Annotated in this window: 18 protein-coding genes; 5 read left to right on the forward strand and 13 right to left on the reverse strand. The window is 36.9% G+C overall.

Annotated features, from left to right (window positions below; genetic code table 11):
- Positions 1 to 18: 18 nt before the first annotated feature.
- From rbsD to PECL_RS06985, 11 genes are all read right to left on the reverse strand, one after another.
- Positions 19 to 414, reverse strand: coding sequence for a D-ribose pyranase (rbsD, locus tag PECL_RS06935; protein ID WP_014215861.1), 396 nt, complete (start codon positions 412 to 414; stop codon positions 19 to 21).
- 11 nt (positions 415 to 425) lie between these two features.
- Positions 426 to 1,334 (reverse strand): ribokinase, encoded by a 909-nt coding sequence (gene rbsK / locus PECL_RS06940; protein ID WP_014215862.1) that lies wholly within the window; start codon positions 1,332 to 1,334, stop codon positions 426 to 428.
- A 110-nt stretch (positions 1,335 to 1,444) separates the two neighbouring features.
- Positions 1,445 to 2,446 (reverse strand): ribose utilization transcriptional repressor RbsR, encoded by a 1,002-nt coding sequence (rbsR, locus tag PECL_RS06945; protein ID WP_041534647.1) that lies wholly within the window; start codon positions 2,444 to 2,446, stop codon positions 1,445 to 1,447.
- Positions 2,447 to 2,666: 220 nt separating this feature from the next.
- Entirely contained in the window at positions 2,667 to 3,323 is a 657-nt protein-coding gene (locus tag PECL_RS06950) for an amino acid ABC transporter permease (protein ID WP_014215864.1), read from the reverse strand.
- The gene (locus PECL_RS06955) at positions 3,323 to 3,973 is read right to left on the reverse strand and encodes an amino acid ABC transporter permease (RefSeq protein WP_014215865.1); all 651 of its coding nucleotides are present in this window, start codon (positions 3,971 to 3,973) and stop codon (positions 3,323 to 3,325) included. Before PECL_RS06955 ends, PECL_RS06950 begins: the two co-directional genes overlap by 1 nt.
- Positions 3,970 to 4,803, reverse strand: coding sequence for a transporter substrate-binding domain-containing protein (locus tag PECL_RS06960; protein ID WP_014215866.1), 834 nt, complete (start codon positions 4,801 to 4,803; stop codon positions 3,970 to 3,972). The genes PECL_RS06955 and PECL_RS06960 overlap by 4 nt, the downstream gene beginning before the upstream one ends.
- A 15-nt stretch (positions 4,804 to 4,818) precedes the next feature.
- Positions 4,819 to 5,559: an amino acid ABC transporter ATP-binding protein gene (locus PECL_RS06965; RefSeq protein WP_014215867.1), complete on the reverse strand. Its 741-nt coding sequence runs from the start codon at positions 5,557 to 5,559 to the stop codon at positions 4,819 to 4,821.
- A 261-nt stretch (positions 5,560 to 5,820) separates the two neighbouring features.
- Entirely contained in the window at positions 5,821 to 6,672 is an 852-nt protein-coding gene (locus tag PECL_RS06970; RefSeq protein WP_014215868.1) for a DUF6681 family protein, read from the reverse strand.
- A gap of 21 nt (positions 6,673 to 6,693) precedes the next feature.
- Positions 6,694 to 7,131 carry a hypothetical protein gene (locus tag PECL_RS06975; protein WP_014215869.1) on the reverse strand — a complete coding sequence of 146 codons (438 nt, stop codon included), beginning with the start codon at positions 7,129 to 7,131 and terminating at the stop codon, positions 6,694 to 6,696.
- 87 nt (positions 7,132 to 7,218) lie between these two features.
- On the reverse strand, positions 7,219 to 7,674 hold the full coding sequence (locus tag PECL_RS06980) for a Fur family transcriptional regulator (protein ID WP_041534648.1): 456 nt from the start codon (positions 7,672 to 7,674) through the stop codon (positions 7,219 to 7,221).
- Positions 7,675 to 7,721: 47 nt separating this feature from the next.
- Positions 7,722 to 8,294, reverse strand: a complete 573-nt coding sequence (locus PECL_RS06985) for a guanylate kinase (protein ID WP_014215871.1) — start codon at positions 8,292 to 8,294, stop codon at positions 7,722 to 7,724.
- Positions 8,295 to 8,412: 118 nt separating this feature from the next.
- Between PECL_RS06985 and PECL_RS10240 the strand changes: the two genes are divergently transcribed.
- Positions 8,413 to 8,589: a hypothetical protein gene (locus PECL_RS10240; protein WP_014215872.1), complete on the forward strand. Its 177-nt coding sequence runs from the start codon at positions 8,413 to 8,415 to the stop codon at positions 8,587 to 8,589.
- Positions 8,590 to 8,720: 131 nt separating this feature from the next.
- On the opposite strand, the gene PECL_RS06990 is transcribed toward PECL_RS10240, so the two are convergent.
- Entirely contained in the window at positions 8,721 to 9,113 is a 393-nt protein-coding gene (locus PECL_RS06990; RefSeq protein WP_014215873.1) for a bis(5'-nucleosyl)-tetraphosphatase, read from the reverse strand.
- A gap of 154 nt (positions 9,114 to 9,267) precedes the next feature.
- Here PECL_RS06990 and PECL_RS06995 point away from each other — a divergent pair, with 154 nt between their 5' ends.
- The gene (locus PECL_RS06995) at positions 9,268 to 10,653 is read left to right on the forward strand and encodes an APC family permease (RefSeq protein WP_014215874.1); all 1,386 of its coding nucleotides are present in this window, start codon (positions 9,268 to 9,270) and stop codon (positions 10,651 to 10,653) included.
- 75 nt (positions 10,654 to 10,728) lie between these two features.
- Positions 10,729 to 13,173, forward strand: a complete 2,445-nt coding sequence (locus PECL_RS07000; RefSeq protein ID WP_014215875.1) for a Xaa-Pro dipeptidyl-peptidase — start codon at positions 10,729 to 10,731, stop codon at positions 13,171 to 13,173.
- On the opposite strand, the gene PECL_RS07005 is transcribed toward PECL_RS07000, so the two are convergent.
- Positions 13,154 to 13,909: a biotin--[acetyl-CoA-carboxylase] ligase gene (locus PECL_RS07005; RefSeq protein WP_014215876.1), complete on the reverse strand. Its 756-nt coding sequence runs from the start codon at positions 13,907 to 13,909 to the stop codon at positions 13,154 to 13,156. The two genes, PECL_RS07000 and PECL_RS07005, sit on opposite strands and share 20 nt — an antisense overlap.
- Before the next feature lie 225 nt (positions 13,910 to 14,134).
- Here PECL_RS07005 and PECL_RS07010 point away from each other — a divergent pair, with 225 nt between their 5' ends.
- Complete coding sequence (locus PECL_RS07010; RefSeq protein ID WP_041534771.1) at positions 14,135 to 15,049, forward strand: proline-specific peptidase family protein; 915 nt, start codon at positions 14,135 to 14,137, stop codon at positions 15,047 to 15,049.
- Between the two features lie 659 nt (positions 15,050 to 15,708).
- Complete coding sequence (locus PECL_RS07015; protein WP_014215878.1) at positions 15,709 to 16,560, forward strand: aldo/keto reductase; 852 nt, start codon at positions 15,709 to 15,711, stop codon at positions 16,558 to 16,560.
- The last annotated feature ends 84 nt before the right edge of the window (positions 16,561 to 16,644 follow it).

Genomic DNA, 16,644 nt, shown 5'->3' on the forward strand with positions numbered 1-16,644 from the left:
TGTGTTGCACCTCCAATTTTAAAAAGTAACTCCACTTTCCAAAATAATATTAGAATATGGTGTCATTTCACCAGTTCGGATAAATCCGTGCGTCTTACTTAGATCTTTCTTTAGATCAGAATGTGGCACATATTCAATTTCAACATTGGGCATTAAACTCTTTATTGCCACTAGCTGATCCGGATTTTCCGTTTTAATTTCTTCAGCCAAGTAAATTTTTTGAACTTCAAGCTCTTCTAAAACATTTTTTAAAACATCAATAAAGCTTGGCAACTGTTTATCAACTGCTAAATCAACCTTTGGTGTCCCTAGTGGCACCGGCATCCCTGCGTCACCAATAGAAAGCCAGTCCATGTGCCCCATTCCTGCAATCAACGTTGAAATTTGAGAATTTATTACTTTTGTTTTTTTCATTTTAATACCCCTTATTTTGTAGATAATACTTCTTCACGCGTTGGAATTGATGGCATTGCGCCAAGCTTTTGAACAGTTAACGATGATGCTCTTTGTCCATACTCCAAAGCGTCTTTTATGTTAGACAAATCATTATTCAATTGCGAAGTAAGTGCACCAATGAAGGTATCACCAGCTGCTGTCGTATCGACTGCTTTAACTTTAAAAGCCTTCATAAACCCGCTTTCGTTGTCGGTACTATAAAAAGCGCCTTTACTTCCAATTGTTATAATCAAATTTTTAACACCCATTCCTCTGAAAGACTCAGCTGTTTTCTCCATTGATTCTTCATCGATAACTTCAATTCCAGTTAATGCGGCACTTTCAGTTTCATTTGGTATTACTAAATCAGTAACTTTCAGAAGATCTGGGTTAATTTTTTGTGCAGGTGCCGGATTTAAAACCGTTAAAATTCCTTTTGTTTTGGCAATTTGAAATGCCTTTAAAGTAACATCTTGTGGTGTTTCAAACTGTGCAATTAAAGCTTCTATTCCATTAAATACATCTTCTGATATATCTTCTGGTGCAATGCGTTGATTAGCGCCACCGTAAACTAAAATATCATTTTGTCCTGAGTCATCTAATAAAATTACGGCTGAGCCTGTACCAACACGTTTATCAGTTTTAATGTTTACCGTATCAATCTGATCTTCTTTCAATGAATCGATCATGAAACGTCCTTCATCGTCGTCACCAACGCGACCAATAAAGCGAACCGCAGCACCAGATCTTGCAGAAGCTACAGCTTGGTTTGCTCCTTTACCACCGGCCGCACTCGATTTATTTGAAACAGCCAAAGTTTCTCCAGGTTGAGGCATTCGGTTCAAACGTAAAATCATATCTACATTTAAGCTTCCTAAAACCGCAATTTTTTTAGTCATACTATTTCCTCCAACAATTAGTAAAACGTTTTACTAAGTTTCTACAATTGACATATTAACACTTGATGCAAACGCTTACAACCCAATAAACAAAAAAAGTTGAATTCTCATCAACTTTTCAAGCTTTTTACACTTTCCCTAGGTATTAAATTTATTGGCAATGTTAGTTTCTTTATTCTACTAGAGGGATCTACCACACGCTCAATTAAAAACTGTGCTGCTTTTCCTCCCATTTCAAAAACAGGTTGATGAATCGTAGTTAAACTCGGTGTAATATATTGATCTAAATCAATATCATCATAGCCAATAATCGAAATATCATTTGGGATTTTCATTCCTGCTTCTTTCACACCTCGGTAAAGCCCAATGGCTACCTCATCATTTGCAGCAAAGACGCCCGTAATATGCTCTTTAAGTAAATCCTTAGCCATGGTACGACCACCATTTTTACTTAATTCTGCCGTAAACCTTTTACTAGAAAGAGCTTTTTCGTTTACGTACGTATTGAATCCATTCCAACGTTTCTCAATATTTTGTGGTGCTTCATCTGGCAAAAGCATAGCGAGCTTTTGATGACCTTTATCTATAAAATGTTTTGCTGCCATTCGGCCGCCTTCAAAATCATCAATTATGACTTGATCGCCTGTATTTAGTGGATTTTGGTCCAGCATAATGTATGGAACGTTATTAGCATTTAAAATATGATCGATGTTTTTCCTGTCAATGATGTCCGAAGCAATTATCATACCATCAGCAGCTCTTCTAACTAACTCAGCAAGATATTTTTCCGCAATTACAACTTGATTTTCAAAATCAAAAATTAACAGTGCATAACCTCTTAATGCCAATTCTGATTGAATTCCCTGAATTAAATTACTGAAAAAAGGATTCCCAATTTCTGGTACTAATACGCCGATTGTCTTTGATTGCTTTGTTACCATATTTTGGGCGCTAAAGTCTGGTACATACCCTAATTGATTTTGCGCATCTCGTACTTTTTTTCGTGTTTCCGCGCTAAACCTTTTGCCTTTATTGTTTAGTATTTGCGACACCGTCGTTACTGAAACGCCAGCCTGAACAGCAACTTCACGAATGGTTATCTTTTTCGTCATCATTTCATCTCCTACTAACGTTTTGATTATACCATTATTAGTCAGACACAAATTCCTTATAAACAAAGGTTGCCTCAAAGTTTCTCAAATATGCATCGTTTTGAAACAAAAGATCTGTTGCAAGTAATAGAAATCTATTACTTGCAACAGATCTTTTAAAATTCCAAAAATTAAAGAACTAATTTTCTCAGTATATTTCAAGCTACTTCATGTAGTTTCACTACGCCTTTACTCGTTTTTCAATAACTCGTGAAACCACTGACAAAGCATAACAAACCACAAAATACATTACAGCCAGAGCTAGGAACATTGGAATAATGTAATTAGTATCCTGTCCATAAATAATTTGTGCATGATACATTAACTCCGGTAACATAATAATTGTTGCAAGTGAAGTATCCTTAATTAATGAAATAAACTGACTAACAAGAGCTGGTATCATTCTCATTTGCGCCTGTGGTAGTACCACGTATCGCATTGCCTGCCAGAATGTCAACCCATTGGCACGCGCCCCTTCCATTTGTCCCTTCGGAATTGACTCGATCCCGCCACGAATAATTTCTGCCAACATTGCTGACTCAAATATTGTCAGCGCCGAAATTGCTGAAGCCATGATGCTTAACCTTATTCCCATATTTGGTAATCCAAAATAGGTAAAGAAAAAGATTAGTAACAATGGTAAGTTACGAATTAAATCAATTACGAAACCGACAATAGCCGATAGATATTTAATCTTAACGTACCGAATCAATCCCAAAATTGCTCCAAAAATATAACTTAATATAATCGAAATTACAGAAACCTCAATTGTGATCCACAATCCTTTTAGCAAAAAAGAAATGTTTACCCAAGAATACGCGTCGATAAATGATTGCATTATGCAACACCTCGATTCGTTCGTTTTTCAAGATAACGCATGTAATAACTAAGGGGCATAGTAATAATCAAATATAAAATACCAACTACTACGTATGAGTTAATAGTATCAAAAGTAGTAGATGCAATGGCATTACCCTGATACATCAAATCAAACCCAGCAACAAAAGCAAGAACTGATGAATTCTTAACTAAGTTTATAAATTGATTACCAAGTGGTGGAATCACAATCTTAAATGCTTGCGGCAGTACAATATACCGCATTGATTGCCAATAAGTCATCCCGTTTGAACGAGCAGCTTCCATCTGTCCCCCACTAACTGATTGAATTCCAGCGCGAACTGTTTCGGCAATAAAAGCCGATGTATAAATTGTTAATCCAATCGTTCCAGCGGTAAATCCGTTAATTGTGATAAAGAAACGAGGAATTATAATGTAAAAGAACATCGTGACAACTAGAAGTGGAATATTACGGACGATTTCAACATAAATTCGGCCGATCACGTTTAGAGCACGATTAGGTAATACTTCAAAAATAGCAAACATAGATCCAATGATTAGACTGAAGAGTAACGCAATCAAACTACATAATAACGTTTGACCCAGTCCATCTAATAAAGGCTGCCAATGATTAGCAATAATATTGATCATCTTTCAACCTCCTTGTAGTTAAAACCGGCAATATTTCCGAACCATTTTTTGATAATTCGATTATATGTACCATCTGCTTCGATTTCATGAAGGGCTTTGTTAATGTTACTCTTAAATTCACCTTGTCCCTTGTTGATAGCAATTCCATATGGTTCTTTGGTAAAGGTCCCACCGACTACCCGATAGTCCGGATTATCAACTGCCATCCCAAACAAAATACCATTATCGGTAGTTAGTGCTTGACCCTGGCCGGATTTCAAAGCTGTAAGGGCTTGGGCATAGTCTTGTAGTTGCAAGACACTAGCCTTAGGGGCAAATTTTTGGATGTTTTCAACTGAATTAGCTCCAACAACCCCAATCACTTTTGTTCCAGTTTTATTAAGATCTTTCACGTTTTTAATTGGGCTTCCCTTTTTAACCAACAAAGATTGTCCCGCATCAAAGTACGAATTAGAGAAATCAACAATTTTTTCACGATCAGGTGTGATTGTCATCGTGGCAATTACGGCATCAATATTTCCATTTTTCAATAACGGAATTCGTGTTTGACTTGAAACTTGTACAAAGTTAGCTTTACCATTCTTTCCAAGCATTTTTTTCGTTAAAGCCTGTGCAATATCAACATCAAATCCCTTAATTTTTGAATCTTTAACGTCCATCAACCCAAATAGCTTAGTATCAGCTTTTACACCCCAAGTAATTGAGTCAGTCTGTTTAGCGTGCTGCCAGACGCTTTGATGAGCTGCTTCGCGTGTTCCACAGCTACTTAAAACAATCATACTTATTAGCAACGCACCAAGCAGGGACATTCTTTTGACTAGTTTATTCATCTAATGTCCCTCCTTTTAATGCTTGATGATCTTACTTAGGAATTGGCGAGCACGCTCGTTACTAGGTTGCCCGTCAAAGAATTCTTCCTTTACATCATCCTCAAGAATCTCACCATCAGCCATGAATATAACTCGATCCCCAACTTCACGAGCAAATCCCATTTCATGGGTAACCACTAACATTGTCATATCTGAGTCGCGAGCAATATTCTTCATAACATTTAAAACGTCATCAATCATTTCAGGATCAAGGGCAGACGTTGGTTCATCAAATAAAATACATTGGGGCTTCATTGCCAAACTACGAGCGATTGCAATTCGTTGCTTTTGTCCACCAGATAGCATCGAAGGCATGCTTTCTGCCTTATCAACAAGTCCAACTTGTTCAAGCAATTCCATAGCAAGCTTCTTATTTTCGTCTTCAGGACGCCCCAGGACAACCCTTGGAGCTAACATTATGTTCTCCAATACCGACTTATTATTGTATAGATTAAAGTGTTGGAAAACCATACCAACGTTTTTACGAGTTCTATTCATATCAGTTTTTTTATCGGCCAAATCAAAGCCGTTAACGATCAATTGACCCTGTTCAATCCGCTCAAGACCGTTGACTGTTCTAATCAATGTACTCTTACCCGATCCTGATGGGCCTATTAAAACAACTGTTTCACCCTTTTCAATTGTAAGATTGATATTTTTTAACGCATGAAAATCCCCATAGTATTTTTCAACGTTATGAAATTCGATCATTGACATTCCAAATTCCTCCGTTCGCTAACCATAATTTCTAATTAAAAGTACACTTCAGTTAACATAATAATTTATCACTAAATATAAATATAAATTAATCAAAAATTCATGTCAAAGTTCAAGTCCTATCATTTCGCCTATATCGCTTCTTTTAAACATTAAAAAAAGCCTCAATCATTAATTGTTTTTTAATCAAAAAAGCCTACCAGTCAAGCTCCTTGACTAGCAGACCAATTAATTCAATTTTATTTTTTACCAACAAAAAAATTATTTTAAATCATCTGGCAAACTGGTTGTTCTTCGTTTGTATGCCATTTGAATTTTTACAACGTACTTGCCATCTGACTCAACCAATCCAGAACGTCCTTGAACTTTTTGTGGACCACCTGATACCCCAGCATTAGCTAAGTACAAATGAAACTCATGTTTAGCATGTTTGAAATCTGACAAGCCCACGCGGACCACTTCACCCACAGGGGACTCTGACATTTGATTCAGCCCTGCATAAATAATTGCGCGTCCGTGCTCTTCTCTTAAGTCATAATAAGGGAAGCTAGCTCCATCACCCAAAGCATAAAATTCACGTTGTCCCTCATCTGCCGATTGAATCAACTGTTGGTCATTTTTTCCATCAAAGTCATTCATGACCAAACCTTTTTTAATCATCTCATTCACTAGTACATCAACGTTTCGTTGTTGGGAACTTGAAGTTTTCACCTTAGCCGGGAGTAATACTTCATCAGAGTAAAATCCATTAGCTCCAAATCCATTACTATTCCGTTCGACTCTAGACAGACGCCTTTTTAGTTCTTCTTGTTCTTCAACTTCTTCAGGGCGCCCCCCTATTAACTTCTCAATCTGAGGTGAAATATCATAGGGTGCCTTCTTCTCAGTAAAAAAGAAAAAAATATTCATTACGATAAAGTAGAGAAAAATAACGAAGATTGCTAATAAGCCAAATCCGCGTAAATATCCGCCATTTTGAATAAACTTGATTGCAATAAACAAGAGGTACCAGTTCCCAACAAAAGCGACCGTCGTATAGACCTGATTCTTCAAACGACTTTTAACGTTAATCATTCCCATATAGTGACTAACCATTGTTAGAAAAGTAAGCATATTTTTTGGTTCCTCCCTTCATTATTGTCCTGTATTATTACTAGTTTTTGTAGCTGACTGCTGGGTTTCAGGAGCTTCAGTTGTCGCCTTGCTTGTTGTCTGTCCACTGCTGCTAGCACTGGAATCCTTATCAGCCGTCGATGATGAACTACTTTCTTTTGCGCTTTCACCATTTTCTTGATTCGTTGTTGTCTGTGATTGATTTTTTGAAGTAGCATCACTCGTTGAATTCGATGAATTTACATCAGAACTTGAGTCCGACCTTGCATCCCTTGAATCTGAACTATCATCCTTAGAATGGGTCATGGACCCAGTTGATTGTGTTGTTGACTGTTGTACAGACTTTCCACCCTCCTGCGTCCCAGTGGCGGTGTTAACAATTACGTTCGTAGCACTAAGGGCAATTATCATCGTCAAAATTGCGATGGGTGTCAAAAATGGTGGTGTTCGATATGCCATAATATTACCTCCATTTCCTACCTTACCAAATTTTTAAAGGACAATTCGATTAATTGGGTAGGCTTAAAACTATCTAAATCTTTTGTTCTAATTTGTTGCTTTCATTGTGCATTCAGCACATAAACCGTAAAGTTCAAACTGATGACCCGTTATTGTGCTCCCAGGAATCTGTTCCTCAAAAAAGTTTAGAGGGCACATTTCAAGTTCCTGAACTTTACCGCATCGATTACAAATAAAATGATGATGATGTTGGTGCAAATCATCGCACTGAAACTTCACTTCTGTCTTGCCATCATGCTGTTGTTCTTCAACGAGGCCAAGATTAGAAAATTCTCTAATATTACGATAGACAGTTGTGTAGCTCATCTTTGGGTAAAGTTCCCGCATCTTTCCATCTAAATCCGTTAAATCAATATATCGTTGGTAATTTTCTGCCAATAATTCTAGCAAGCTTTTCCTTTGTTTGGTTAATTTAAATCCACCTTGTTTAACAATTTTAGTTGCTCTTTCAATTGTTGTTTCCACAGTACCTTGCTCCCCCATTCTTACTATATAACTCAGTAGAATATAGCTGCACAGCTACCCATACCTTAATTCCACTCAATTTCATTTTTTATTTGTTTTACTAAATTATCGATTTTAATGCGTGCCATTTTCCAATCATCATTAGTAATTTCAATCGCATCTGGTTTCAGTTGTTTTGGAAGATGTAAATCGCGCTTGTATTCTGGGCTTTGTAAACGCCGTTCAACAATGTCCACATTGTCACCACGTTTCAGTAACCTATGTTTCAAAACTTCCACATTAGTAACGTGTAAAAAGACGATTGCAACCTCATCACCTAACTTGTTAGCATACGTGATTGCGCCAGCAGTATCCAGTACTATGCTTGCAACAGGTGATTTTAACCACGCTCTCCTTAATCCTTCATAAGAAGACCCGTAGTGAAATCCAGAATACTCTACCTGTTCTAAATAATGATTGTTTTGAAATGATTCATTTGTTTCAAAATAATAATCCTTGCCATTTTGCTCATTACTACGAGGCTCGCGCGTAGTATGCGTGATAACCTGTGCAATGCCATATTTTTCATTTAAATATTCTGTTACCGTGGTTTTTCCAGAACCAGTTGGCCCTGTTACCACAATTAATTTATTCTGCATTTTAATCTCCAGTGTAAAAAGGTTGCAATTTATCTTTTTGTGTAGTAAATTATGTGAATGCTAGTTTTAATGAAAACGCTTTTCATGCTAGTACAATAACACACGGAGGTTAATCATTATGCAATTTAAAAAGTACAGTTCTGCATGGTATAATGTTGCTCTCGATGTTGAGAAGCAAGTCTTTATCGCTAATGATAAAAGCCATCCTGAAATTCAGGCAACCGGAGTTACTATTGAAGAAGCAGTCTCAAATTTGCAATCAATTGAAAACCAAACTTTAAATAAGTTAGCGTAAAGACACCATGCATGTATAATCTAAGGCTCCAGCAAACATTGTTTTGTTGGAGTCCTTTTTATTTCAGGCGTTAGATTTTAGAAACCTAATCGTTTCGTTCAAAAACAACGACTACTCCAGCGCAGGCCCTTTTAACTTTTTTCGACGAATACAAGGACCTGGTTCAAGGCCTCTTTTTGGCTAATTAATGATAAATATTGTTTGGCAGTAACGTAGTCAAACCACCCCATACCACTAATCTTTTCGTCATCTAATCTGACATGAACATCAGGCTTGACCTCTGCAATGAATAGAGTAATCTGTGTATCATCAATACTTAAAACGTTAACAAAAGTTGAATCCACATTGACTCTTAAATTAGTCTCTTCCATTATAGAACGATTTGCACTTTCAATAAACGATTCTTCCGAATGGTTTCTCCCATATGAGAATCGCCAGAACCCAGTTTTCGCATCCTGCAACAATAAAAAGTAAGGTTGGTCATTACGCATTTGAAAAATTATTGCTCCACTTTCGTTGTTCATTCAATCACTCCTCCGAGAATTGATTATATCAGAATTATTCAAAATTAATTTTAGCTTAGCTTCGTGAAACAGTATTACATTCTTGAAAGCTGATATTCAACTTGTTACATGGATCGTTTTATATTAAAATATTATTAAAAATGGATGTGATGCAATGAATTTAAAACAGACAATATTTCGTAAAGAACCTTTTGAAAACTATTTAGCCACCGATCAACGTTTTGAGAAAACGATGAGTGCCAAAGACTTATTAGCGCTTGGAATTGGAGCCGTTATTGGAACCGGTATTTTCATCTTACCTGGAACCGTTGCCGCGTTAAAAGCCGGTCCTTCAATCATCTTATCATTCGTTATTGCCGCAATTGTTTGCGCACTAGCAGGTATGTGCTACGCCGAGTTTGCTTCTTCTCTCCCGGTTGCCGGAAGCGCGTACTCCTACGGTAATATTGTATTTGGTGAAATGATCGGTTGGATTATGGGATGGGCATTAATTCTTGAATATGTCCTTGCGGTGGCAGCCGTTTCAACTGGCTGGTCCGCCTACTTCACCTCATTTTTGCATGGCTTCGGTTTAAACATTCCCAAAGTAATTTCAGGGCCTTTTGATCCAGCTCATGGAACCTACATTAACCTAGTTGCCATATTAATTGTTATTGCAATTGCAATCCTTTTATCGCGTGGCTTCCAGTCGTCAATTCGTATTAACAATATCATGGTAGTAATTAAGCTAGCAATTATTGTTATTTTTATCATTACTGGCTTGTTTTATATAAAGCCTTCTAATTGGCAACCATTTTTCCCTTACGGAGTCCATGGTACTTTTGCAGGTGCTTCGACTGTTTTCTTTGCCTACCTAGGCTTTGACGTTGTTTCATCATCGGCCGCGGAAGTTAAAAACCCTTCTAAAAACATGTCAATTGGTATTATTGGAACCCTTATTATTGCGACTTTCTTTTATATTTTAGTATCCATTGTTTTAACCGGAATGGTTTCTTATACCAAACTAAACGTTGCCGATCCAGTTGCCTTCGCCCTTAATCTTGTTCATCAAAATTGGGTAGCGGGATTACTTTCATTAGGTGCAATTGCAGGAATGACAACCATGATGATTGCCATGATTTACAGTAGCTCACGACTTGTTTATGCAACGGGTCGTGATGGTCTACTTCCAAAGCAACTTGGAAAACTAACAGGGGCTCACTATTATCCCAAAAATTCAATGATTGCTGTAACAGTGATTATCGCAATTCTCGGTGGCTTAATTCCATTAGATCAGCTCACTAATTTGGTTAATATTGGTACGCTTTTAGCATTTACACTTGTTTCGTTTGGCATTATCCCTCTTCGTAAACGAACTGATATACCTAACAATGGTTTTAAAGTACCTGGTTATCCTTATATTCCAATCATCTCAGGGTTAGCCTGTATTTATCTTATTACTACCTTGTCACCAATCACATGGATTGGTTCACTAATTTGGTTTGGAATCGGTCTAATAATTTACTTTAGTTACGGAATTCACCATAGTCATTTAAACTGACAAAACTTTACTGGTCAATACCCTCTTACACATTTTTGGCGTATAATAAAAAACAAATTTGCACGGAGGAACATAATGAAAAACAATCAATTTGGACGCTTAACAATAAGTCGTTCACATGAATTACATGAATTACAAAGTATCAATTTTACTGATGGTACTTTGTTTGAAAATGCCAATACACAATTTGCTGACTTTTTGATTCACGCTACTCTCTCAGCAAACAGTGAACCTGTTTATCAAGAAAAGTTGCACAATCTTTTGGCAACCCCCTCAAAAGATTTAGCAGAGTTCTTTGCAGCTGATCTTCCACTAACTGTTGATGTTTTCTATCTAGTTGCACTACAACTACTCAAATTCGAAGCAGGTACAGATTTCGAAGTTGACAATCCAATCGCTGCAATGGACAAAATTAACCTACCACACGTTGATTCCGTGAAAGACGCCAAAGAAGTTGCTCATGCTTGGTATTTGTTGCTGACAACTCATACAAAAAATGGTGAAACTTTCTTAGATTATTTAACACAGGAAGGTTACTTTAAGGACTTTTATTCCGAAACAACTGAACCACTTTTTTTCAATGGCAAAGTACAAGCAGTCTTTGATCCGCATCAAACTATTCACGAAGTTGTCTATGTTGAAGCTCCTCTGGATACTGATCATGACGGAAAAAGAGATTTACTCAAAGTCGAAGTTCTTCGTCCAGAATTAACTAATCACCATTATAAGGCTCCAGTATTGTATACTGCTAGTCCGTATAACCAAGGAGTTAATGACTCATATGGCGAAGCTACCACCCACAATGTTGATGTCCCACTCAGCAGAAAAGAGCCTCAAAAGGTTTCTAAACAAGATGTCACTGCTGAAAAGTTCAACCCAATATTACCTGCTGAACGTACAGTTGCTGCAAACAGTAAAATAACAGACGAAACTTTTGCTCGTGAAAGTCCATACACAATGAATAATTACTTCCTTGCGCGCGGATTTGCTGTTGTATATGCGTCTGGAATAGGGACTCGTGATTCTGATGGGATTCGTGACACTGGAGCTGTTGAAGAAACTATTTCGACTACTGCGGTCATTGAATGGCTTGCAGGTAATCGCAGAGCATTTACTAACAAAGTTGATAATGTTTCGATTGATGCATGGTGGAGCAACCATAAGATTGCCATGACCGGTCGTTCTTACTTAGGAACATTAGCCACTGCGGCGGCAACAACTGGTGTTGATGGGCTTGAAACAATTATTTCTGAAGCTGCGATCTCCAGTTGGTACGATTACTATCGTGACGGAGGACTTGTCGCTGCACCAGATACCTTCCAAGGCGAAGATATGGACGTTCTGGCTGCTGAAGTCTTCAGTCGAAAAATTGATGCCGGCGATTATCTAAAGATCAAACCCTTCTTCGATCAAGTGATGAAACGTTTAAACCGTGATCAAGATCGTGCAACCGGCAATTATTCAAAGTATTGGGACAGCCGCAACTATCTTAACAATGTTAAAAACATCAAGGCTGATATGATTATGGTTCATGGTCTAAATGACTGGAATGTTAAGCCTCGTAATGTTGGAAATCTTTGGAACGCAATTCGCGATTTACCTATCCAGAAAAAGATCATTCTACATCAAGGGCAACATATTTATATTAATGCCTTTCGTTCAATTGATTTCACAGATATGATGAACCTATGGCTTAGTCATAAATTATTTGGTCTTAACAACGATGCTGAAAACATCTTACCTAACGTAATTATCCAAGATAATGTTGAACCAGAAACTTGGAATTCATATCCAGACTGGCAAGATGCCAATGACACTGTTAAAAAATTCACCTTACAAGCAAAAGCACTAGTTGACAGTTCAATTGAAACCAAACCAGCCGCGGCATCCTTTAAGGATTCATTGGACCCGGAAATCTTTGAGCAGTACAAGAATGATATGAATGCCTGGCATACTGATCTTTTAAATACTGAACACGCCACAAATGGCAAAAATCATATGAGGGATAATCGTCTAATTTTTAAATCCGCTCAACTTGAATCAGATTGGTTTATTGATGGATCACCGAAAGTTACAGTTAATGTAGCTACCAATCAAAACTTTGGTATGTTAAGCTTTCAACTTGTTGATTTTGGTAATGCCAAACGTCTTACAACGACTCCTACCAACTTAGAATTACATTCTTTAAGCGGTGCATATGACTGGAGAACAGATGATTTGCGCGAGTTCACGCTTCAAAAGAAAGAAACCCCTTGGAAAATGATTTCCAAAGGGCATATCAATTTGCAGAATCGTACCAACAATTATCAAGTTGATGACTTAAAACCAAATGAATTTTATGATGTAGAACTTGAGTTACAGCCTACTTTCTATCATTTACCAAAGGGACACCAACTTGGTTTGGTTATTTATGCAACTGATTTTGAAACAACTATTCGCGGTAATCAGCTCCTTCAATATTCATTAAAACTTAACCAGAGTCATCTAGAAATCAAACTTGCTAAGCCTTCCAATCAATAACACGGCCAAACATTACTGGATATTCTTTAGATCCATCTTTTAACATTAGAATGTTATCTGCGTTTACCCTAGATACTCGACCATATAGTAGATTGTTCGTTTGATCAATTGTCACTTGCATGCCAATTAAAAACATCAGTTGCTCATATAACGGATCAATAACGTCAGACAAAATTGTCTGGCGTTTTTTTAAAATAGCCTGTGTGATTTCAGATACTAAATCAGTAGCTTCAGCGGTTGTAATTGATTCAGTAATATTACCTGCTTCGCGCAACATGTTATCGGGATATTCGGTAGTAACCAAATCCACCCCTGCACCAATCACAACCCCAGCCAGTTGATTTTGATCATCTGTAACTAATTCACAAAGAATTCCAGCTACTTTTTTTGAATCTAAATATAAATCATTTATCCATTTAATCTTGATATCTTTTTTAAATCGTTTTCTTAAAATACGTACGATTGAGGTTGCAACGTTAGCAGTTAGTCGGCCTGGATTAATTTGCGAACTAGTGACTGGAAAATAAATCGACATATACATTCCCGTTTCAGGCGAATGAAATACTCTTCCGCGTGTTCCACGTCCGCTACTTTGTCGATTAGCAACTACTAATCCATCAGTATTAAAATTAATTAAACTTTTTTTAGCATAATCGTTTGTCGAACCAAGTTCGTCAAAATATTCCAATTTTACATTTGGATTCTGCTGTTGAAATTTTTGCTGGTCTATTTTCATAGTATCCTTCACTTTTTACGGTATTTTGAGCATCAAAATTCATATCCATATTCATTTTATATCTTTGTTGATTATACCTTACTTTATTTTCAAGAATTATTATCAGATAGTTTCAACCTGTCTTTATTTGATCTTTCCAAAATGTGTTTCAATTCAGAATCCTATTTGAGAAAGCCCTTTAAATTTGCTATGATTGAGCTAATTTATGGAAATCAGGTGATTGTTTTGAAACAAGGAACAACAATTTTAACTTTAGATAATGGTTACCATCTCTGGTCCCATACTGATGGTGATGAAAGCTCAATTCATTTATTGGCACTTCACGGTGGCCCCGGCGGAACACACGAATACTGGGAAAACTTTCACGATGAACTTTTAAAACAGGGTTTAAACGTTCAAGTGCACTACTATGACCAACTTGGATCATGGTACTCAGACCAACCCGATTATTCTGATCCAGAAGTCGCTGATAAGTATTTAACTTACGATTACTATTTGGATGAAGTTGAAGAAGTTCGTCAAAAACTAGGCATCGACAAATTTTACTTAATTGGTCAATCTTGGGGTGGCGCTCTCACCATGCTCTATGCTCTTAAGTATGGTGAACACTTGAAGGGTGCTATTATTTCATCAATGGTAGACAACATTGATGAGTACCTTGAACACCAAGATGCTATCCGCGACGAGGCCCTTGCTCCTGAAGATGCTCAATTCATGCGCGATTGCGAAAAAAATGGTGAATGGAACAATGAACGCTACCAAAAATTAGTAGACATATTAAACGCCGGATACGTTGATCGTCGTCAGCCACCAGCAATTCAACACCTTGTTCCAACAATGGCAACCGATGTTTATAACGTATTCCAAGGTGACAATGAGTTTGTTGTAACTGGTAAATTAAAGGAATGGGACGTCCGTGACCAAATCCATAATATTAACGTTCCAACCCTACTTACTTTCGGTGAACATGAAACAATGCCTTTAAAATCAGCACGTCGTATGGAAGAAGATATTCCAAACGCTAAACTTGTAACAACTCCTGATGGTGGACATCACCATATGATGGATAACGCTCCTGTTTACTTCAAACACTTGGCTGATTACCTTCGTCAAGTTGAAGACGGAACATTTAATAAATAAATTCTCGTAATCTCAGCTGTGTGCTTTAAGCCATTTGACTAAAGCCCTCCCTGTTGATTTGAATTAAATAAAGAGTTCTATTCACTATATTGATTATATTAACTAACATAATCAAATCGTAGCGATATAGAACTTTTTTTAATAAAAATTATTAGCCTCGAACTCCAAACATCCGAATAAAATAGCTCCATCTCTTTCATTCATACACTGTTCTATTTGAGGAACGTTTTAATTTTTTAAATAACTAATAAATCGTGTCTAACATTACTACACAACACATCCAAATAACGATTAATATGATGAGCATCCAACCAATACTTTTCCCCATTTTTTTCACCTTTTCAAGCAATACTGCGCATATTGCTATATACTCCCCTCGTGTTTAATTATTTCCAACGATTTAATATTACAAAACTATTACATATATTGCAATATGCTTATGACATTTTTTTGATTTTTGAATCAAAAAACATTGTATTACCAGTGCATCAAAATGAATATATGTGATTTAAAGGCTCATGTTTTTGGTAATATTTGTAATAATACAGAAATATATTACTGCTTCCCTGCATTTTTTCTAGAAAAAAGAGTCTTATGCTGGAACATTTTTCTAATAATAGTTATTATAAAGTTACTTATAATTTAGGAGGCTCTTCTCAATGGAAAAATTAACAGATACTTATACCTTAAACAATGGCGTTAAAATTCCAATCGTTGGTTTTGGTACATGGCAATCAGCTGATGGAAATGAAGCATATGAAGCTGTTAAGGCAGCTCTTGAAGCTGGTTATCGTCATATTGATACTGCCGCAGCTTATGGTAATGAGGAAAGTGTTGGAAAAGCCATCAAAGATAGTGGCATCGCTCGTGAGGATTTATTCATAACATCTAAGTTATGGAATGCTGATCACGGTTACGAAGAGGCTAAAAAAGCTCTAGATGCTAGCTTGGACCGACTTGGTTTAGAATATTTAGACCTTTACCTTATTCACTGGCCCAACCCCGTTAAATTCCGCGATGAATGGCAAAAGCGTAACGCTGATTCTTGGCGCGCAATGGAAGGAGCACTTGAAACTGGTAAAGTTCGCGCGATTGGTGTCTCTAACTTCCGTGAAAAGCACCTTGATGAACTCCTAAAAACAGCAAAGGTTGTCCCAGCTGTTAACCAAATCTTTTTAAATCCTAGTGATATGGAAGAGGGCTTGGTTGAATATAACAACAATCATGATATCCTTTCAGAAGCTTACAGCCCACTTGGAACAGGTAAGATTTTTTCAATTCCAGAACTGAAAGATATTGCTGGCAAGTACAATAAATCTGTAGCTCAAATTGTACTTCGTTGGTCGTTACAAAATGGTTTCTTACCATTACCAAAGTCAGTCCATGCTGACCGAATTCAGCAAAACACTGAAATTTTTGACTTTGAGCTTTCACAAGAAGATATGAAGACAATCGATGGATTCCATGGTGTTGCTGGCTTAGCAAAGAACCCAGACGAAACTGATTTTTAATTAATTGTATAAATATTCCAAATAACAAAAATGATTTCAGATTCATACGTTAGACAAAGCGTATATTCTGAAATCATTTTTATT

Origin of the sequence: Pediococcus claussenii ATCC BAA-344, assembly GCF_000237995.1 — a bacterium.
GTDB lineage: Bacteria > Bacillota > Bacilli > Lactobacillales > Lactobacillaceae > Pediococcus > Pediococcus claussenii.